The 18,465-nt window shown below is 69.6% G+C and carries 19 protein-coding genes; 8 read left to right on the forward strand and 11 right to left on the reverse strand.

The genetic code is table 11. The annotated features are described in order from the left end of the window. Nucleotides 1–95: 95 nt before the first annotated feature. From OCU_RS44885 to OCU_RS44895, 3 genes are all read right to left on the reverse strand, one after another. A complete protein-coding gene (locus tag OCU_RS44885) occupies nt 96–1,265 on the reverse strand; it encodes an acyl-CoA dehydrogenase (RefSeq protein ID WP_009953234.1) in 1,170 nt (389 codons plus the stop codon). A gap of 83 nt (nt 1,266–1,348) precedes the next feature. Beyond that, a complete protein-coding gene (purE, locus tag OCU_RS44890) occupies nt 1,349–1,864 on the reverse strand; it encodes a 5-(carboxyamino)imidazole ribonucleotide mutase (protein ID WP_041787219.1) in 516 nt (171 codons plus the stop codon). A 27-nt stretch (nt 1,865–1,891) separates the two neighbouring features. Beyond that, entirely contained in the window at nt 1,892–3,187 is a 1,296-nt protein-coding gene (locus tag OCU_RS44895) for a 5-(carboxyamino)imidazole ribonucleotide synthase (protein WP_372478497.1), read from the reverse strand. A 108-nt stretch (nt 3,188–3,295) separates the two neighbouring features. Between OCU_RS44895 and OCU_RS44900 the strand changes: the two genes are divergently transcribed. After that, nucleotides 3,296–3,955, forward strand: a complete 660-nt coding sequence (locus tag OCU_RS44900) for a GtrA family protein (RefSeq protein ID WP_014380985.1) — start codon at nt 3,296–3,298, stop codon at nt 3,953–3,955. Here OCU_RS44900 and OCU_RS44905 read toward each other — a convergent pair. From OCU_RS44905 to OCU_RS44930, 6 genes are all read right to left on the reverse strand, one after another. Beyond that, nucleotides 3,910–4,428 (reverse strand): PH domain-containing protein, encoded by a 519-nt coding sequence (locus tag OCU_RS44905; RefSeq protein ID WP_008259908.1) that lies wholly within the window; start codon nt 4,426–4,428, stop codon nt 3,910–3,912. The two genes, OCU_RS44900 and OCU_RS44905, sit on opposite strands and share 46 nt — an antisense overlap. A 32-nt stretch (nt 4,429–4,460) precedes the next feature. Then, nucleotides 4,461–5,285, reverse strand: coding sequence for a biotin--[acetyl-CoA-carboxylase] ligase (locus tag OCU_RS44910; RefSeq protein ID WP_014380986.1), 825 nt, complete (start codon nt 5,283–5,285; stop codon nt 4,461–4,463). A 17-nt stretch (nt 5,286–5,302) separates the two neighbouring features. After that, nucleotides 5,303–6,871 carry an FAD-binding protein gene (locus tag OCU_RS44915; protein WP_014380987.1) on the reverse strand — a complete coding sequence of 523 codons (1,569 nt, stop codon included), beginning with the start codon at nt 6,869–6,871 and terminating at the stop codon, nt 5,303–5,305. 23 nt (nt 6,872–6,894) lie between these two features. Then, complete coding sequence (locus OCU_RS44920; RefSeq protein ID WP_014380988.1) at nt 6,895–8,544, reverse strand: AMP-binding protein; 1,650 nt, start codon at nt 8,542–8,544, stop codon at nt 6,895–6,897. A gap of 1 nt (nt 8,545) precedes the next feature. Then, the gene (locus OCU_RS44925; protein WP_456152493.1) at nt 8,546–9,100 is read right to left on the reverse strand and encodes a nuclear transport factor 2 family protein; all 555 of its coding nucleotides are present in this window, start codon (nt 9,098–9,100) and stop codon (nt 8,546–8,548) included. Nucleotides 9,101–9,182: 82 nt separating this feature from the next. Beyond that, nucleotides 9,183–10,322: a PucR family transcriptional regulator gene (locus OCU_RS44930; protein WP_014380990.1), complete on the reverse strand. Its 1,140-nt coding sequence runs from the start codon at nt 10,320–10,322 to the stop codon at nt 9,183–9,185. A gap of 85 nt (nt 10,323–10,407) precedes the next feature. Here OCU_RS44930 and OCU_RS44935 point away from each other — a divergent pair, with 85 nt between their 5' ends. From OCU_RS44935 to OCU_RS44965, 7 genes are all read left to right on the forward strand, one after another. Then, nucleotides 10,408–12,048, forward strand: coding sequence for an acyl-CoA carboxylase subunit beta (locus OCU_RS44935; protein WP_008259921.1), 1,641 nt, complete (start codon nt 10,408–10,410; stop codon nt 12,046–12,048). Nucleotides 12,049–12,053: 5 nt separating this feature from the next. Further along, nucleotides 12,054–12,344, forward strand: a complete 291-nt coding sequence (locus OCU_RS44940; protein WP_014380991.1) for an acyl-CoA carboxylase subunit epsilon — start codon at nt 12,054–12,056, stop codon at nt 12,342–12,344. Continuing rightward, the gene (locus tag OCU_RS44945; RefSeq protein ID WP_014380992.1) at nt 12,341–12,973 is read left to right on the forward strand and encodes a Maf family protein; all 633 of its coding nucleotides are present in this window, start codon (nt 12,341–12,343) and stop codon (nt 12,971–12,973) included. The genes OCU_RS44940 and OCU_RS44945 overlap by 4 nt, the downstream gene beginning before the upstream one ends. Before the next feature lie 94 nt (nt 12,974–13,067). Continuing rightward, nucleotides 13,068–13,970: a sulfurtransferase gene (locus tag OCU_RS44950; RefSeq protein ID WP_014380993.1), complete on the forward strand. Its 903-nt coding sequence runs from the start codon at nt 13,068–13,070 to the stop codon at nt 13,968–13,970. 10 nt (nt 13,971–13,980) lie between these two features. Further along, nucleotides 13,981–14,403, forward strand: a complete 423-nt coding sequence (locus OCU_RS44955; protein WP_009953247.1) for a SufE family protein — start codon at nt 13,981–13,983, stop codon at nt 14,401–14,403. Between the two features lie 123 nt (nt 14,404–14,526). Next, on the forward strand, nt 14,527–16,329 hold the full coding sequence (locus OCU_RS44960; protein ID WP_009953248.1) for an acetyl/propionyl/methylcrotonyl-CoA carboxylase subunit alpha: 1,803 nt from the start codon (nt 14,527–14,529) through the stop codon (nt 16,327–16,329). Between the two features lie 193 nt (nt 16,330–16,522). Then, nucleotides 16,523–16,957: an STAS domain-containing protein gene (locus OCU_RS44965; RefSeq protein WP_029384334.1), complete on the forward strand. Its 435-nt coding sequence runs from the start codon at nt 16,523–16,525 to the stop codon at nt 16,955–16,957. Here OCU_RS44965 and OCU_RS44970 read toward each other — a convergent pair. Further along, nucleotides 16,928–17,716: an RNA polymerase sigma factor SigF gene (locus OCU_RS44970; RefSeq protein ID WP_008259929.1), complete on the reverse strand. Its 789-nt coding sequence runs from the start codon at nt 17,714–17,716 to the stop codon at nt 16,928–16,930. The genes OCU_RS44965 and OCU_RS44970 overlap by 30 nt on opposite strands. Further along, nucleotides 17,713–18,150 (reverse strand): ATP-binding protein, encoded by a 438-nt coding sequence (locus tag OCU_RS44975; RefSeq protein ID WP_008259930.1) that lies wholly within the window; start codon nt 18,148–18,150, stop codon nt 17,713–17,715. The genes OCU_RS44970 and OCU_RS44975 overlap by 4 nt, the downstream gene beginning before the upstream one ends. Nucleotides 18,151–18,465 lie beyond the last annotated feature (315 nt).

The following is an 18,465-nucleotide window of genomic DNA, read 5'->3' on the forward strand; positions in this document are numbered from 1 at the left end:
CGGTGCCTGTTTACCGACCGTCGGCTTGGACTTCACGCGCCGTGGAGATCCTATGCGGTGCGGGCGGGGTTTTCCCAACGGACCCGCGGAACGAATCAGCGCAGCAGCGCCCGCGACATCACCACGCGCTGAATCTGATTGGTGCCCTCGTAGATCTGGGTGATCTTGGCGTCACGCATCATCCGCTCGACGGGGAAATCGACGGTGTAGCCGGCGCCGCCGAAGAGCTGCACCGCGTCCGTGGTGACCTCCATCGCGACGTCGGACGCCAGGCACTTCGACGCCGCCGAGATGAAGCCCAGGTGCGATTCGCCGCGCTCGGCGCGGGCGGCGGCGTGGTACACCATCAGCCGGGCGGACTCCACCTTCATCGCCATGTCGGCGAGCATGAACTGCACGCCCTGGTTGTCGCTGACCGGGCGGCCGAACTGCTTGCGGTCCTTGGTGTAGGCGATGGCCGCGTCCAGCGCGCCCTGGGCGATGCCGACCGCCTGCGCGCCGATGGTGGGCCGGGTGTGGTCCAGCGTCGCCAGCGCCGTCTTGAACCCGGTGCCCGGCTCGCCGATGATCCGGTCGCCGGGGATCCGGCAGTTCTCGAAGTACAGCTCGGTGGTCGGCGAACCCTTGATACCCAGCTTCTTTTCCTTGGGCCCGACGCTGAATCCCTCGTCGTCCTTGTGCACCATGAACGACGAAATCCCATTGGCGCCCTTGTCCGGATCGGTCACCGCCATCACCGTGTACCAGCTGGACTTGCCGCCGTTGGTGATCCAGCATTTGGCGCCGTTGAGGATCCAGTCGTCCCCGTCGGCCTTGGCCCGGGTCCGCATCGATCCGGCGTCGCTGCCGGCCTCGCGCTCGGACAGCGCGTAGGACGCCATCGCCGAGCCGTCCGCGATCGAGGGCAGCACCTGCTTTTTCAGCTCGTCGGAGCCGCGCAGGATCAGCCCCATCGTGCCGAGCTTGTTGACCGCGGGAATCAGCGACGCCGAGGCGTCGACGCGGGCGACCTCTTCGATGACGATGCACGCGGCCACCGAGTCGGCGCCCTGCCCGCCGTACTCCTCGGGCACGTGCACGGCGTTGAAGCCCGACGCGTTCAGGGCCTCCAGCGCCTCCTGCGGGAAGCGCGAGTTCTCGTCGACGTCGGCGGCGTGCGGGGCGATTTCCTTTTCCGCCAGCGCGCGGATCGCCGCCCGCAATTCGGTGTGTTCCTCGGGCAACTGGAACAGATCAAAGGTGGGATTTCCGGCCCATCCAGCCATCTCGAGCCTCCTACGCTCTCGTGTGGCGCCCTGCCGAACCGCCCGACTCCTGCGCGGGCGCGGCGCGCCTCGTCGCCAAGCTACTAGTCGGTAACTTTACCCCGGCGCTGCTGCAGCGCCTCATCCTTGGCCCGCACGGTCTCGGCCAGCTGCTGCTGGAAGTCGACGATCCGGGCACGCAGCGCCGGGTCCGACGATGCGAGGATGCGCACGGCGAGCAGGCCGGCGTTGCGGGCGCCCCCGATGGAGACCGTGGCCACCGGGACACCGGCGGGCATCTGCACGATCGACAGCAACGAGTCCAGGCCGTCGAGCCGCGCGAGCGGCACCGGCACGCCGATCACCGGCAGCGGCGTCGCGGACGCGACCATGCCGGGCAGGTGCGCCGCCCCGCCGGCGCCGGCGATGATCACCTCGATGCCGCGCCCGGCCGCGTCGCGGGCGTAGTCGAACATCACCTGCGGGGTGCGGTGCGCCGAGACGACCCGGACCTCGGCCGGCACGTCGAACTCGGCCAGCGCCGCCGCGGCGTCCTGCATCACCGACCAGTCGCTGTCGCTGCCCATGATCACGCCGACGCGAGCCTGCTGCTCACTCATGGTCATGGTCATTTGCGCCGCTCCTCCTCATCGACTGCGCTCCGCATCGTCGCCGGCGTGTGGATCCCATCCGTCCGTCCACTGCCCGTGTGACAACCAGTGTGCCGCCAGGTCGGCGCGTTCCCGCAGCTTCGCCACGCTTTCGCGGGCCGGGTCCAGGCCGACGAAGTTGATGTGGCCGACCTTGCGGCCGGGGCGCTCCTGCTTGCCGTACAGGTGCACCCGCGCGTCGGGCATCCGCGCGAACAGGTGGTGCAGCCGCTCGTCGACGCTCATCTGCGGGGGCGTCGCGGCGCCCAGCACGTTGGCCATCACGGTCACCGGCGCCAGCGCGTCGGTGTCGCCGAGCGGGTAGTCGAGCACCGCGCGCAGATGCTGCTCGAACTGGCTGGTGCGCGACCCGTCCATGGTCCAGTGCCCCGAGTTGTGCGGCCGCATCGCCAGCTCGTTGACGAGCAGCGACCCGTCACCGGTCTCGAACAGCTCGACCGCGAGCACGCCGACCACCCCGAGTTCGCCGGCGAGCCGCAACGCCAGCCGCTGCGCCTCGGCGGAGGCGTCGCCGGGCAGGTCCGGCGCGGGGGCGATCACCTGCACGCAGATCCCGTCGCGCTGCACGGTCTCGACGACCGGCCACGCCGCCCCCTGCCCGAACGGCGACCGGGCCACCAGCGCGGAGAGCTCGCGGCGCAGGTTCACCTGCTCCTCGGCCATCACCGGCACGCCGTCGGCCAGGAAGGCGGCCGCGATCTCGCGGGCGTGCACCGGGTCGCGGGCCATCCGCACCCCACGCCCGTCGTAACCGCCGCGGATCGCCTTGACCACCACGGGCCCGGCGATCCCCCGCGCGAACTCGTCGAGTTCGTCGACGCTGCGGATCTCGGCGTAGCGGGGCACCGGCACGCCGAGGGCCTCCAACCGCCGCCGCATCACGAGCTTGTCCTGCGCGTGCACCAGCGCCTGCGGCGGTGGCGCCACGTTGATGCCCTCGGCGACGAGCTTGTCCAGCAGTTCGGTCGGCACGTGCTCGTGGTCGAACGTCAGCACGTCGGCACCCTCGGCCACCCGGCGCAGGTCCTCGAGATCGGTGTGCGAACCGATCACCACGTCGGGGGCGACCAGCGCGGCCGATTCGTCGGCGTCGGTGGCCAGCACCCGCAGCGTCTGCCCAAGGGCGATCGCCGCCTGGTGGGTCATCCGGGCGAGCTGACCGCCTCCGACCATCGCGACCACGGGGATGACCCGGGGAACGGCTCGGGCGGCCGGGGGGCGCGTTTCGAGGGGGGCTGCGCCCGGGGGGCGTGTACTCGGCACGGCCATCATCGTGTCACGGCCGCGCACACCGCCGCCAAGGCGTGTGACCGGCGCTGACACTGAATTGTTATGTACGATTTTGCGTCGAATTTGTGTCCGTCCGTACACTGACGTGTTGTGTCCTTCGCCGAAGCCACGATCGCGCGTCTGCCAAGGGTTTTGCAGCCCTATTTGCTACGCCACCACGAACTGATCAAATTCGCCATTGTCGGCGGCACCACGTTCGTCATCGACTCGGCGATTTTCTACACGCTCAAGCTGACAATTCTTGAACCCAAACCGGTCACCGCGAAGGTGATCGCCGGGATCGTGGCGGTCATCGCCTCCTACGTGCTGAACCGGGAATGGAGCTTCCGCAACCGCGGCGGCCGCGAGCGCCACCACGAGGCCCTGCTGTTCTTCGCGTTCAGCGGCGTGGGGGTGCTGCTGTCCATGGCGCCGCTGTGGTTCTCCAGCTACGTGCTGCAACTGCGCGTGCCGACGGTGTCGCTGGCGGTGGAAAACCTCGCCGACTTCATCTCGGCCTACATCATCGGAAACCTGCTGCAGATGGCGTTCCGCTTCTGGGCGTTCCGCCGTTGGGTATTTCCGGACCAGTTTGCCCGCACCCCCGACAAGGCCCTGGAATCCGCCCTCACCGCCGGCGGTATTGCCGAGATCTTCGAAGACGAGATCGAGGGCGGAAACGTCACCCTGCTGCGCGCCTGGCGCAATCGGGCCAGCCGCCTGGGTCAGCTCGGCGATTCCTCGGAACCGAGGGTGTCGAAGACTTCGTGATACAGCAGCGCGTGCACCTCGCGCAGCCGCGGAATGTCGTAGAACTCCAACGGATCCTGTGACGCCGATTCGATGATCAGCGTCCCGGTGCGAAACATTCGCTCGGTGATCCGGTCGCGGAATTCCACGCTGTTGATCCGGGCCAGCGGGATGTCGATCCCGGTGCGCGTCAACACCCCGTGCCGGAACATCACCCGCCGGTTCGTCACCACGAAATGGGTCGTCAGCCAGCTTCCGAAGGGCCACAACGTCAGCCACCCGACGATCACCAGCCAGATCCCCCAGATGACGCCGTGGATGATGTTCTTGGCGAGCTGCTCCCAGTGCGTCGAGTTGAGGTATCCCGAGCCGAACGCCGCCAGCCCGGTCACCACGATGAGAACCAGCACCGGCCAGATCAACCGCTTCCAGTGCGGGTGCCGATGCACGATGACGTGCTCGCCGGCGGCCAGCACGTTGTCCGGATAGCCCATGCCCGCCGACCTTAGCCGCGCGGCGCGACTAACTAGCGCAAATGCACCACATCGCCGGCCGCGACGACGGCGGTCTGCCCGCCACTGTCCAGGCACAACCGGCCCTGATCGTCGATGGCGGTCGCGGTGCCGTCGATCTGCTTGCCGCCGGGCAGGTGCGCGCGCACCCGGTTGCCGAGGGTCAGGCTGCGCGCCCGGTAGTCGGCGGCCAGCGCCCAGTCGGCGCCGCGCGCGGCGCGCCAGGCCACGATCCGCCGCCCCAGCTCCCGCAGCAGGTCCGACACCAACCGCGTGCGGTCGGGTTCGGCCACGCCGAGATCGAGCAGCGACGTCGCGCCGGGGCCGTCGATCTCCTCGGCGGACTGAGTCACGTTGAGCCCCAAGCCGATAACCACCACCGGCTTGGCCACCTCGGCGAGAATCCCGGCCAGCTTGCCCGGCGAATCGCCCGGCCCGGCCAGCACGTCGTTGGGCCACTTGAGCCCCACCCGGACCCCGGACCCTTCCAGCAGCGGCGCGACGGTGTCGACGACCGCCACCCCGGTGGCCAGCGGCAGCCAGCCCCACCCCGTGCTGGGGACGTCGACGACGCTGACGCCCACCGACATCGTGATCTGGGCGCGCGGGGTGGCCGACCAGCCGCGGCCGTGCCGCCCGCGGCCGGCGGTCTGGTGCTCGGCGATCAGCACGGCGCCGGCGACGTCGGCGCCCGACGCCGCCCGCGCCAGCAGGTCGGCGTTGGTGGATCCGGTCTGCTCGACGACGTCGAGTTGACGCCAGCCCAGCCCGGTGCCGATCAACTCGGCGCGCAGCGCGGCGGCGTCCAGTGGTGCTCGAAGTTGATCTCGGTCTGTCACCGGACCCAGCCTAGAACTCAGGACCGACGGTCGCGCATGTCCAGGACGGCCAGGTGGCTGAACAGCATGCTGGTTCCGATCGGGTTGCCCCCACCGGGATACGCGGTGCCGCTGGGAGCGGCCATGGTGTTGCCCGCCGCGTACAGGCCCGGAATCGGGTGGCCGGACGTGTCGAGCACCCGCGCCGCGGCGTCGGTGCGCAGGCCGCCTTTGGTGCCCAGGTCCGAGATGCCGAACGCGGCGGCGTGATAGGGCGGCGAGTCGATGGGCACCAGCGGCGAGGCGCCCGCCGAGAACGCGCGATCGAACGCCTCGTCGCCGCGGCCGAAGTCCTCGTCGACGCCGGAGGCGGCAAAACCGTTGAACCGCTTCACCGTTGCCGCCAGCCGCTCGCCCGGCACCCCGATCTTGGCGGCCAGCTCCTCGAGGGTGTCCGCGGAGTGCCACAGGCCGGCGGCGACGTACTTCTCGGTCTCGACGATGGAGACGTTGGCCGCCTTGACCGGCGGCACCTCGCCCTCGGAGTCGTCGTAGATCATCCAGTACGGCAACGTGATTGAGCCGTCCTGCAGTTGCGCGATGATCTCGCGGCCGGCCCGGTCGTAGGCCCGGGACTCGTTGACGAATCGGTCGCCGTCCTGGTTGACAAAGATGCCGCCGGTGAACCACAGCGCGAAGGCGGACCGGCCGTCGGGATGGGTCATGCCCGGCGACCACCAGGCCTGGTCCAGCAGGTCGGTGTCCGCGCCCGCGGCGATGCCGGCCTGCAGCGCCAGACCACGACTTCCCGGGCCCCCCATGGTGTCTCGCGCGCTGCCCGGCACCCCGTACTTCCGCCGCAGCTCGTCGTTGCCCTCGAAGCCGCCGGCAGCCAGCAGCACGCCCCGGCGGGTGCGGACGGCGCGGCGCTGCCCGCCGGTCTCGACGATCGCGCCGGTGACCCGGCCGTCGTCTACCACGAGGTCGACCAGCGCGGTGTCGCGCTGCAGCGACGCGCCCGGGTACTCGCCGATGGCCTTGAGGAAGCGGGCGATCAGCGCGCGGCCCCCGACGTAGTAGTCCGACGGCGGTTCGGCGCCGAGCCGGTCGGTGTCCAGCGGCCCGCGGATCGCGTCGCGGAACTCGGGGGCGGCGGCCACCGCCAGCGGCTTGGCCGCGATGTGGCGCTGGCCGTCGAGGCGCGCCTTGGGCGCCTTGCCGTAGTAGTCGGGCCACGGCAGCGGCACGAACTTCAGGTTCGGGTCGGCCTCCAGGTACTCGATCAGCGGCGCGCCGCCGCGGACGTAGGTTTCCTGCAGCTCGCGCGGGGTGCGATCGCCGACCACGGCGCGGTAGTAGGTGAGCGCGTCCTCGATGGTGTCGTCGGTGCCGGCGCGCAGCAGCACCGGATTGCACGGGAACCACACGCCGCCCCCGCCGGAATACGCCGTGGTGCCACCGAATTTCGCGGTGGCCTCGACCAGGAGCACGTCGAGGCCTTCGCGCGCCGCGGTGTACGCGCCGGTCACGCCGCCGCCGCCCGATCCCGCGACCAGTACGTCGCATTCGGCCGTCCAGTCCGCGGGTCCCAAGAGGCGGGCGTCCATCAGCGGAGACTACCTCGCCGCGCTCACAGGTAGCGCTGCCGGCCGTGCGACGCGAATTCCGCGTCGAGCGAGCGCTTTTCGTCGGCGCTCATCCGGTGGTACGCGGACGCTCCCCGCCCGGCCCACCGATACACCGGGTCGTCGGTATGCCAGCGCTGTCGTTGCAGCACGCGCTTGAGCACCTTGTTGGAGCCGGTGACGGGCAGGCTCGTCGACAGCCTCAGGAACCGGGGAGCGCCCTTGCTGCCCAAATCTTGCTGGGCGGACAGGTAGGCGGCGAACCCGGCGGCGTCGAAACTCTCGGGATCGGCCACCTCGAGGGCCGCCATCACCTGATCGCCCGAGCGCGGATCGGGCACCGCGTAGACCCCGGCCGCCACCACGTCCGGGTGCCGGCGCAGCACACGCTCGATGCTCAGCGCGGACGTGTTCTCGCCGTCGACCCGGATCCAGTCGCCGCGGCGGCCGGCGAAGTAAAGGAACCCCGCCTCGTCCCGGTACCCGAGGTCGCCGGTCCAATACCAGCCGTTGCGGATCCGCTCGGCGTCGGCGTCGTCGTTTTTGTAGTAGCCCTCGAACGTCCGGGTGCCGGCCTTGTCGACGATTTCGCCCACGGCCTCGTCGGGGTTGAGCACCCGGCTGTGCTCGTCGAGGAGCGCGGGCGGGCAGTCGGTCAGCGTCTGCGGATCGACCACCGCGACACCGGGGTGGGCCGGCCGGCCCAGCGCCCCCGGCGGTGCGTCCGGGGCGTGCGCGACGGCGCCGCCACCCTCGCTCGAGCCGTAGCCCTCCAGCAGCTCCGCGCCGAAGCGGCGCCGGAACTGCGCCTGGTCGTCCGGTGACGCCTCGGTGCCGAAGCCGCGGACCAGCGCGTTGTCGGCGTCGTCGGGCCGCTCGGGTGTGGCCATCAGATAGGCGAGCGCCTTGCCCACGTAGGTGAAGAACGTCGCGCCGAAGTAGCGCACGTCGGGCAGGAACCGGGACGCCGAGAACACCGGCGTCAGGCACACCGTGGCGCCGTTGGCCAGCGCCGGCGCCCACAGCGCCATGATCGCGTTGCCGTGGAACAGCGGCATGCAGCAGTAGTCGACGTCGTCGCGGACATGCCCGAACTTCTCGGTGGCCGTGTGCGCGATTAAGGCCAGCCGCCCCTGGCTGCATTTGACCGCCTTCGACGCGCCCGTCGTCCCCGAGGTGAACAGCAGCAGGAACAACGACTCCGGGCCGACCCCGGCCGCGACGTCGGGTTGGCCGCGGTGGGCGTCCACGCGCTCGCGGTAGCCGGGGTCGTCGACCTGCAGAAAACGGTCCGCCGCCAGTTCCAGGCCGAGCCCGCGCAGTCGCTCCGTGCCCGCGGCGTCGGTGACGATCATCTGGCAATCGGTGTGCCGGATCTCTTCGGCCAGCTCGGCGGCGCCGCGGGTCGGGTTGATGCCCACCACGGTCGCCCCCGCCAGCGCCGCGCCGCCGAGCCAGAAGACGAAGTCGGGCAGGTTGTCCAGCAGCACCCCGATGTGAAACGGGCCGTCACTGCGCATCGATCGGGCCAGCGCGGCGCGCGCGGCGGATTCGCGGACCACCTCGTCCCACGTCCAGTCGCGGTCGCGGGTGCGCAGCCCGACGTGTTCGTCACCGAGGCGATCGAGGAGCATCGTCGCGATGTCGGCGGCCATCTCAGGCCGACGCGTGCACGAGGTCCAGGTACTCCTGCGGCAGCTCGTCGCGGGACAGCTTGGTCACGCTGACCACACCGGGGTTGTAGGAGTCCTCACCAATGATCTTGCCGCTCTTGTCGATTGGCCACAGCAGCAGCTGCCGGAACACCACCAGGTAATCCCCGTCGGGGTCGTCGACCGGCATCCCGAGGATGCGCGTCAGCTCCGCCGCCGGGTAGAGCTGCTTGAGCAGACCCTCGGTCACCAGGCAGTCGTCGTCGACGACGAGCCGCTGCACCTCGAACTCGAGAATGTTGGTGCGGGTCGCCAGGAAGTCGACGTAGTAGCTGCGCACCCCGTCGGTGGTTTTCGCGCCCACATCCTGGGCCCCGTGCCAAAAGTGGTAGGCGGGATCGGGGCTCAGCGTCGCCATCAACCGCTCCAAATCCGGTGCGGCCTCGGCCTTCATATGTTCGATCACCACGCTCAGCACCGCCCGGTGCCGCTCGTTGGTGGTTTCGGCCAACCGCCTCTCCAGCGGTTCCCAGGTCCGGTTGGGGTCGATGATCGCCATGCGGTCATCATCACGAATCCGCCGGCCCGCGGTCATCCGCCAGCCGTCGCCCGTATTCGCCGATCCGCCCGACGCTCGTCGGTCAGGCCTGTTCCGGTTCGTCGAGTTCGGTCGAGGACAGCGCGATCCGCCGGATCATGAGCACCAGCGTGGCGATGAACCGGTCCATCGGATCGTTGAGATCCCACCCCATCTGCGACCCCACATGCGCGAGCCGCGCCGCGACGGTGCTGTGATGCAGATGCAGTTCGGCGGCCGTGCGCCGCAGCGACCCGAATACGAGGAAGGCCTCCACGGTGTCGACGTCGAGCGCACCCGTAGGTGTCGCGGCAATCTCGTCGATCCGCAACACATCTCGTTGCCGACGCACCCGTTCCAGGGGGATGTCGGCCAACAGCTCCAGCGCGCTGAGCCGCTCGTAGGCCACGGCGCGCCTGCCGTAACCGGTCGACGACGCGAAGCGCAGCGCGCCCAGCGCCTGCTGCCAGGAGGTGGCCGCGGCCAGCGCTTCGACGCTGGCACCGATGCCGACCCAGGGACCCCGGTTCGCCCCCTCGGTGCGCCGTCCCGGGAACGCGGTGGTGATCGCGCCCTCCAGCCCGTCGGAGAGCGCCCGGGTGTCGATGGGCCCCTGGCACAGCACGGCCGTCGCGTTCCCGATGGCGGTCGAGCGCACCGACGAGCCCGGAAGCTGGCGGGCGATGATCCGCAGCGCCTCGGGCGGCGAGTGCGCCGACACCGCCAGCACGCAGATGTTGCGCTTCTCGTCCAGCCCGAGCAGGCGGACCGCCCGCACCCGATCCTCCCGGCGCTCCTTGCCGGACAGCACGACTTCGAGCAGCGCCGGGTCCCCGATGTGCAACTCGCCCGACGCCCCGGCGCGCGCCGGCACCGCGCGCAGCGTGTGGGCCAACCGATCGAGCAGCACCGGATCGAGGGCGTGCCCGGGACCGTCGCGCTCCAGCCACACGCTCGGCTCGTCCGCCGGTGCCGGCGGCGGCACATCCCCGCCCGGTTCCAGGCCGCCCGTCGCGTCGTAACGAATCACGGTGCCCGACGCCCACCGCGCGCCGATCGGGCACTCGGCCAGCAACGCCGCGCAGCGCACCACGGTGTCGGCGTCGGCCGCCGACTCGTGGAGCCGGTCGAAGTGGGAGATGATCCGCAGCACAGAGGCGGAATCGGAACCCAGTTGCGACATGCGCGCCGGATCGGCGTTCATCAGCGGAGGTTACCGTCAAAGCCCTTCAAACCCCTTTAAAGCCCATGAAACGGACGGGCTACCAGCCACGCTAAGCTCGACTCCCATGACGAGCGTTACCGACCACACCGCGGAACCCGCTGCCGAACACACCATCGACATCCACACCACCGCGGGCAAGCTGGCCGAACTGCACAAGCGCCGCGAGGAGTCGCTGCACCCGGTGGGTGAAGAGGCCGTCGAGAAGGTGCACGCCAAGGGCAAGCTGACCGCCCGCGAGCGCATCCTCGCCCTGCTCGACGAGGACTCGTTCGTCGAGCTCGACGCGCTGGCCCGGCACCGGAGCAAGAACTTCGGCCTGGAGAACAACCGCCCGCTCGGCGACGGCGTGATCACCGGCTACGGCACCATCGACGGCCGCGACGTGTGCATCTTCAGCCAGGACGCCACGGTGTTCGGCGGCAGCCTCGGCGAGGTGTACGGCGAGAAGATCGTCAAGGTCCAGGAGCTGGCGATCAAGACCGGGCGCCCGCTGATCGGCATCAACGACGGCGCGGGGGCGCGCATCCAGGAGGGCGTCGTCTCGCTCGGCCTCTACAGCCGCATCTTCCGCAACAACATCCTGGCCTCCGGCGTCATCCCGCAGATCTCGCTGATCATGGGGGCCGCCGCCGGTGGGCACGTCTACTCCCCCGCGCTGACCGACTTCGTGGTCATGGTCGACCAGACCAGCCAGATGTTCATCACCGGGCCCGACGTCATCAAGACCGTGACCGGCGAGGACGTCACCATGGAGGAGCTGGGCGGCGCCCACACCCACATGGCCAAGTCGGGCACCCTGCACTACGTCGCCTCCGGTGAGCAGGACGCCTTCGACTGGGTCCGCGACCTGCTGAGCTACCTGCCGCCCAACAACGCGACCGACCCGCCCCGCTACGCCGAGCCGCACCCGCCCGGCGCCATCGAGGACAACCTCACCGAGGAGGACCTCGAGCTGGACACGCTGATCCCGGACTCGCCCAACCAGCCCTACGACATGCACGAGGTGATCACCCGCATCCTCGACGACGACGAATTCCTGGAAGTCCAGGGGGGTTACGCGCAGAACATCGTCGTCGGGTTCGGCCGCATCGACGGCCGCCCGGTCGGGATCGTGGCCAACCAGCCGACGCAGTTCGCCGGCTGCCTGGACATCAACGCCTCGGAGAAGGCGGCCCGCTTCGTGCGGACCTGCGACTGCTTCAACATCCCGATCATCATGCTGGTCGACGTGCCGGGCTTTTTGCCGGGCACCGGCCAGGAGTACAACGGCATCATCCGGCGCGGCGCCAAGCTGCTGTACGCCTACGGCGAGGCCACCGTCCCCAAGATCACCGTCATCACCCGCAAGGCCTACGGCGGCGCCTACTGCGTCATGGGCTCCAAGGACATGGGCTGCGACGTCAATATCGCCTGGCCGTCGGCGCAGATCGCCGTGATGGGGGCCTCCGGCGCCGTCGGATTCGTCTACCGCAAGCAGCTTTCCGAGGCGGCCAAGGAGGGCAAGGACGTCGACGCGCTGCGCCTGCAGCTGCAGCAGGAGTACGAGGACACCCTGGTCAACCCGTACGTCGCCGCCGAGCGCGGATACGTCGACGCGGTGATCCCGCCCTCGCACACCCGCGGCTACATTGGCACGGCGCTGCGCCTGCTGGAACGCAAGATCGCCCACCTGCCCCCCAAGAAGCACGGGAACATTCCGCTGTGAGTCGAGTGAGCGACGGGAACGAGACGAACAATTCGGCCGCTGTGAGTGACGAAAACGGTTCTGCGGCAACCGAAGCCGCGCCCGAGGCGCACGAGCCGCACATCCAGATCCTCAAGGGCGAACCCACCGTCGAGGAGGTGGCCGCGCTGGTCGCGGTGCTGGGCAGCGTCGGCGGTGCGCCCGAGCCCGAACAGCCCGAGGAGACCCGCTGGGGTCTGCCGGTCGACCGGCTGCGGTTCGCGATGTCGAACTACCAGCGGCTCACGTTCCAGCAAATGACCCACATGAGGCATTGACCCGCCTGGTGCTGGCGTCGGCCTCGGCCGGCCGGCTCAAGGTGTTGCGTCAGGCCGGCGTCGACCCGCTGGTCGTGGTGTCCGGCGTCGACGAGGACGCGGTCGCGGCCGCGCTGGGACCCGGCGCGGAGCCGCCCGACGTGGTGTGCGCCCTGGCCCGGGCCAAGGCCGAACAGGTCGCCGGCGGGCTGGACGGCGCCGTCGCGGCCGATTGCGTTGTCCTTGGCTGTGATTCGATGCTTTCCCTCGACGGCCGGCTGTGCGGCAAGCCCGGGTCGGCCGACGCCGCGGCGAGCCAGTGGCGCCGCATGGGCGGGCGCTCCGGCGGGCTGCACACCGGGCACTGCCTGCTGCGGATGTCCGACGGCGCGATCACCCATTGCGAGGTCGAATCCGCTTGCACCACAGTCTATTTCGCCGAACCGACGGAGACCGATCTGCGCGCCTACGTGGCCGGCGGCGAACCGTGGCACGTGGCTGGCGGCTTCACCCTCGACGGGCTGGGCGGCTGGTTCGTCGACGGCATCGACGGCGACCCGTCGAACGTGATCGGCGTGAGCCTGCCGCTGCTGCGGCGCCTGCTGGGGCGGGCCGGGCTGTCGGTGGCCGCGCTGTGGGCCGGCAATTGACCCCGAGCGCCGAATTGTGGGGCCGAATCCCGCTCCAACCGCGGCAACTAGTCGACGTTGGTGACGAAATCCCGGGATGAGTAGGCTCGGCAGCGTGGCATTACCCCCCGATCCAAGCCCGACACTGTCGAACTACGCCCACCCCGAGCGACTGGTCACGGCCGACTGGCTGTCGGCCCACCTGGGCACCCCCGGCCTGGTGATCGTCGAGTCCGACGAGGACGTGCTGCTCTATGACGTGGGCCACATCCCCGGTGCGGTGAAAGTCGACTGGCACACCGATCTCAACGACCCGCGGGTCCGCGACTACATCGACGGTGCGCAGTTCGCGGAGTTGATGGACCGCAAGGGCATCGCCCGCGACGACACCGTGGTGATCTACGGCGACAAGAGCAACTGGTGGGCCGCCTATGCGCTGTGGGTGTTCACGTTGTTCGGCCACCCGGACGTGCGCCTACTCAACGGCGGCCGCGACCTGTGGCTGGCCGAACGCCGGGAGACCACGCTGGACGTCCCCACCAAGACGTCCACCGGCTACCCCGTCGTCACGCGCAACGACGAGCCCATCCGCGCCTTCAAGGACGACGTGCTGGGGATCCTCGGCAGCCAGCCGCTGATCGACGTGCGCTCGCCCGACGAGTACACCGGCAAACGCACGCACATGCCCGAGTACCCCGAGGAGGGCGTGCTGCGCGGCGGCCACATCCCCACCGCCCGGTCGATCCCGTGGGCCAAGGCGGTCGACGAGAGCGGCCGCTTCCGCAGCCGCGAGGAACTCGAGGAGCTCTATGGCTTCCTCGAGCCCGACGACAAGACCGTCGTGTACTGCCGCATCGGCGAACGGTCCAGCCACACGTGGTTCGTCCTGACGCACCTGCTGGGCAAGCCCGGCGTGCGCAACTACGACGGGTCGTGGACCGAGTGGGGCAACACCGTGCGCACCCCGATCGTCGCGGGCCCCGAACCGGGACCGGCACCGGGGCCCGTCTCCGTTTGATGGGTTCGTCATGAGCATGCCCGCGCCGCTGGCCGAGGTGGTCTCCGACTTCGCCGAGGTCGAGGGCCAGGACAAGCTGAAGCTGCTGCTGGAATTCGCCGACGAGCTGCCGGACCTGCCGCCCGAGCTCGAAGAGCGGGCCATGGAGCCGGTGCCCGAGTGCCAGACGCCGCTGTTTCTGCACGTCGACGCCAGCGACCCGAACCGGGTGCGGTTGCACTTCAGCGCGCCCGCCGAATCGCCGACCACCCGGGGTTTCGCGTCGATCCTGGCCACCGGCCTGGACGAGCAGCCGGCCGCCGAAATCCTGGCGGTGCCCGAGGATTTCTACGACGACCTCGGGTTGGCCGCGCTGATCAGCCCGCTGCGATTGCGCGGCCTGTCGGCGATGCTCGCGCGCATCAAGCGCAGGCTGCGCGAGTCGACCGGATAAACCCGGACCGCCTCGTCGGCCCAACGGCGCGGCGCTTAGACTTCCCGAGAACTCGTTGTAAGAAATTCTCTTAGAGAAGCCCCGCAGAAATACGTCTGCGACCGATGCCATACAGGAGGCGCTGTGGCCAGTCACGCCAGCTCGAGGATCTCCAAAGTCCTCGTCGCCAACCGCGGCGAGATCGCTGTCCGGGTGATCCGCGCGGCCCGCGACGCGGGCCTGTCCAGCGTGGCGGTGTACGCCGAACCCGACGCCGACGCGCCGCACGTGCGGCTGGCCGACGAGGCGTTCGCGTTGGGCGGTCAGACGTCCGCGGAGTCCTACCTGGACTTCGGCAAGCTCCTCGACGCGGCGGCCAAGTCCGGCGCCAACGCCGTGCACCCCGGCTACGGATTCCTCTCGGAGAACGCCGATTTCGCTCAGGCTGTGCTAGACGCAGGCCTGATCTGGATCGGCCCCAGCCCGCAGTCCATCCGCGACCTCGGTGACAAGGTCACCGCCCGCCACATCGCCGCCCGCGCCCAGGCGCCGCTGGTGCCCGGCACCCCCGACCCCGTCAAGGACGCCGACGAGGTGGTGGCATTCGCCAAGGAGTACGGCGTGCCGATCGCGATCAAGGCCGCCTTCGGCGGCGGCGGCCGCGGCATGAAGGTGGCCCGCACCATCGAGGAGATCCCGCACCTCTACGAGTCGGCCGTGCGTGAGGCCGTCGCGGCGTTCGGCCGCGGCGAGTGCTTCGTCGAGCGCTACCTGGACAAGCCGCGCCACGTGGAGGCGCAGGTGATCGCCGACCAGCACGGCAACGTCATCGTCGCCGGCACCCGCGACTGCTCGCTGCAGCGCCGGTTCCAGAAGCTGGTGGAAGAGGCGCCCGCGCCGTTCCTGACCGACGCGCAGCGCAAGGAGATCCACGAGTCGGCCAAGCGGATCTGCAAGGAGGCCCACTACTACGGCGCCGGGACCGTCGAATACCTGGTCGGCCAGGACGGCCTGATCTCCTTCCTGGAGGTCAACACGCGCCTGCAGGTCGAGCACCCGGTCACCGAGGAGACCGCCGGCATCGACCTGGTGCTGCAGCAGTTCAAGATCGCCAACGGCGAGAAGCTGGACCTCACCGAGGACCCCACCCCGCGCGGGCACGCCATCGAGTTCCGGATCAACGGCGAGGACGCCGGGCGAGGCTTCCTGCCGGCGCCCGGCCCGGTCACCCGCTACGACATCCCGACCGGGCCCGGGGTCCGGCTGGATTCGGGCGTCGAGGCCGGTTCGGTCATCGGCGGGCAGTTCGACTCCATGCTGTCCAAGCTGATCGTGTACGGCGCCACCCGCGAGGAGGCGCTGGCCCGCTCCCGTCGCGCCCTGGACGAATTCCACGTCGAGGGGCTCGCCACGGTCATCCCGTTCCACCGCGCCGTCGTGAGTGACCCGGCGTTCATCGGTGACGGCGAGAGCTTCTCGGTCCACACGCGCTGGATCGAGACCGAGTGGGACAACACCATCGAACCGTTCACCGCCGGCGAGCCCCTCGACGACGAAGCCGACGCCCGGCCCCGCCAGAAGGTCGTCGTGGAGGTCGGCGGCCGCCGGCTCGAGGTGTCGCTGCCCGGTGACCTGGCGCTGTCGGGCGGGGGCTCCGGCGGCGGCGAGGCGGGTGTCATCCGCAAGAAGCCCAAGGCCCGTAAGCGGGGGGCGCACGCCGGTGCGGCCGCCTCCGGCGACGCGGTCACCGCGCCCATGCAGGGCACCGTGGTCAAGGTCGCCGTCGAGGAGGGCCAGGAGGTTGCCGCCGGCGACCTGGTGGTGGTCCTCGAGGCGATGAAGATGGAGAACCCGGTCACCGCGCACAAGGACGGCGTCATCACCGGGCTCGCGGTCGAGCCCGGTGCGGCCATCACGCAGGGCACGGTGCTGGCCGAGATCAAGTAGCGGCCCGACGGACTTCACCGGGATCACCGGGAGCGTTGTCGCCCCTGGCCACCACGAGTAGGGTGGCGGGCAAGGTTGAGTTCACAGCCGCCGCCCGGGGTACGTTGTTGGCGTGGGGACAGGCGAAACTCCCTGCTTCTGCGAACTTTTTGCAGTCGGCTGACGTATTCCACAGCAGGAATCCTCCGCACGGATGGAGTCAGCAATGTCTGTGGCGCAATCGTGGCAACAAAGCCGCACGGCGCAGTTCACCGCCCGGTGGGGCCCGACGGGCACCCTGATCACGGTCGACGGTGAGCTCGACGCGGCCAATGCGGATCAGCTCGCCGCGTACGTCCAACAGAGCGTCAACCGCTCCCGGCGGGTGATCCTCGACCTGCGCGGCCTGAAGTTCATTGGCACCGCGGGCTTTTCGACCCTGCACCGGATCAACGTGGTGTGCTCGGCCGCGCAGGTGTCGTGGGCCATGGCGCCGAGCCCGGCGGTGTCGAGGTTGCTGCGCGTCTGCGATCCGGACGGCACGCTCCCGGTGACGACGCCGAAGGCCGAGCCGCTGCTCGAGCCGCTGCGGGTCGATGAGGGCGAAAACCCCCGGCCGCTATTGCAATTGGTCCCGCAGCCGCGTTAGCGATTTCGCCAGTAGGCGCGAGACGTGCATCTGTGAGATGCCGACCCGCTCGGCGATCTGCGTCTGCGTCATCGACTCGAAGAACCGCAGCACCAACACCGTTCGTTCCCGCTCGGGCAGCGCCTCGAGCAACGGGCGCAACGATTCCTGGTCTTCGATGCGGTCCAGGCCGGTGTCCACGTCGCCGAGGGTGTCGGCGATCGCGCGAGCTTCCTCTTCCTCGCCCCCGCCCCCACTGTCGATCGACAAGGTGTTGTAGGAGCTGCCGGCGACCAGGCCCTCGACCACCTCTTCGCGGTCCATCTCGAGCTCGGCGGCGAGTTCGGTCGCGGTGGGCGCACGGCCCAGCCGTTGGGACAGATCGGCGGTGGCGGTGCCGAGCCGCAAGTGCAGTTCCTTGAGGCGCCGTGGCACCTTGACCGACCAGCTGTTGTCGCGGAAGTGGCGGCGGACCTCGCCCATGATCGTGGGCACCGCGAACGAAACGAAGTCGGAGCCGGCGTCGACGTCGAAACGCACCACCGCGTTGACCAACCCGACGCGCGCCACCTGGACGAGGTCGTCGCGCGGCTCGCCGCGGCCCTCGAAGCGGCGCGCGATGTGGTCGGCCAGCGGAAGGCAGCGCTCGACGATCTTGTCCCGTTGGCGCTGAAGTTCCATGGAATCGGCCGCGACGGAGGCCAACTCACGGAACATGTCCGGAACATCGGCGTACTCGTTCGGACGCGAGACCGAACCGCCGGCAGCTCGCGGTGTCACCTGCTGGAGGCCGCCCGTCGCGCCGTCAGTGTGATGCCGAAAACACTGCCGGTTTCATTGGGTTCGCGACCATCGTGAAAAGTCTGCACGTCGTCGGCCAACGACGTCAGCACATGCCAACTGAAGCTGCCGGGCGACACCACATCGTGGGTGTCGCATGCCGCGGAAGCCTCCACCACCAATTGGTCGTCCTGCGGATCGACCACGACGCTCAGCGTCGCGTCGGGAGTGGCCGAGCGAATCAACCTGGTGCACACCTCATCGACCGCGAGTCGCAGGTCCGCCACCGCATCGAAATCCAGGTCCTCGAAGGTGCCGATCGCGCCGACCAGGGTGCGCAGCATCGCGAGGTTCTCCAGCCGAGCTGCGACGTGAAGTTCGACGGCGCGATGGCCGCGCGGACGCTTGTTAGCGTGCGATCCAGCATCGTTCATATGGTCTCCCGGCATGGTTTGACTGACACTACTACTGCTCCGCAGCCCGCCGTGGACCGTGCGTTCGAGCCGGTCAGTCATGATCGCCGCCGGGTATCCGGCCCGCCATGGACGGGCCTGACGCGACCGATACAGACCGGACGCGCCGGCTTAGGCGCGTCGCAGTAATCGCCGGGGTCACGCTGATCGTCTTGCTGGTGGTCGCAGTGGGCATTTATGTCGATGTGCTCGTGTTTCTGTCCCCCATGATGGGGTGACGCCATTTTTGTCCAAGCAAACGCAACCGTTTCGGCACTCATCATGGTGCACACCTGA

The organism is Mycobacterium intracellulare ATCC 13950 (genome assembly GCF_000277125.1).
GTDB lineage: Bacteria > Actinomycetota > Actinomycetes > Mycobacteriales > Mycobacteriaceae > Mycobacterium > Mycobacterium intracellulare.

Bases quoted from the DNA above. Each gene is read 5' to 3' on its own strand.
- OCU_RS44920 (WP_014380988.1), bottom strand. From the start codon at position 8,544: ATGGCCGCCGACATCGCGACGATGCTCCTCGATCGCCTCGGTGACGAA.
- OCU_RS44915 (WP_014380987.1), bottom strand. From the start codon at position 6,871: ATGGACGCCCGCCTCTTGGGACCCGCGGACTGGACGGCCGAATGCGAC.
- OCU_RS44895 (WP_372478497.1), bottom strand. From the start codon at position 3,187: ATGATGGCCGTGCCGAGTACACGCCCCCCGGGCGCAGCCCCCCTCGAA.
- OCU_RS44975 (WP_008259930.1), bottom strand. From the start codon at position 18,150: ATGAACGATGCTGGATCGCACGCTAACAAGCGTCCGCGCGGCCATCGC.
- OCU_RS44955 (WP_009953247.1), top strand. From the start codon at position 13,981: ATGAGCATGCCCGCGCCGCTGGCCGAGGTGGTCTCCGACTTCGCCGAG.
- purE (WP_041787219.1), bottom strand. From the start codon at position 1,864: ATGAGTGAGCAGCAGGCTCGCGTCGGCGTGATCATGGGCAGCGACAGC.
- OCU_RS44905 (WP_008259908.1), bottom strand. From the start codon at position 4,428: ATGGGCTATCCGGACAACGTGCTGGCCGCCGGCGAGCACGTCATCGTG.
- OCU_RS44925 (WP_456152493.1), bottom strand. From the start codon at position 9,100: ATGGCGATCATCGACCCCAACCGGACCTGGGAACCGCTGGAGAGGCGG.
- OCU_RS44930 (WP_014380990.1), bottom strand. From the start codon at position 10,322: ATGAACGCCGATCCGGCGCGCATGTCGCAACTGGGTTCCGATTCCGCC.
- OCU_RS44965 (WP_029384334.1), top strand. From the start codon at position 16,523: ATGGAGTCAGCAATGTCTGTGGCGCAATCGTGGCAACAAAGCCGCACG.
- OCU_RS44935 (WP_008259921.1), top strand. From the start codon at position 10,408: ATGACGAGCGTTACCGACCACACCGCGGAACCCGCTGCCGAACACACC.
- OCU_RS44885 (WP_009953234.1), bottom strand. From the start codon at position 1,265: ATGGCTGGATGGGCCGGAAATCCCACCTTTGATCTGTTCCAGTTGCCC.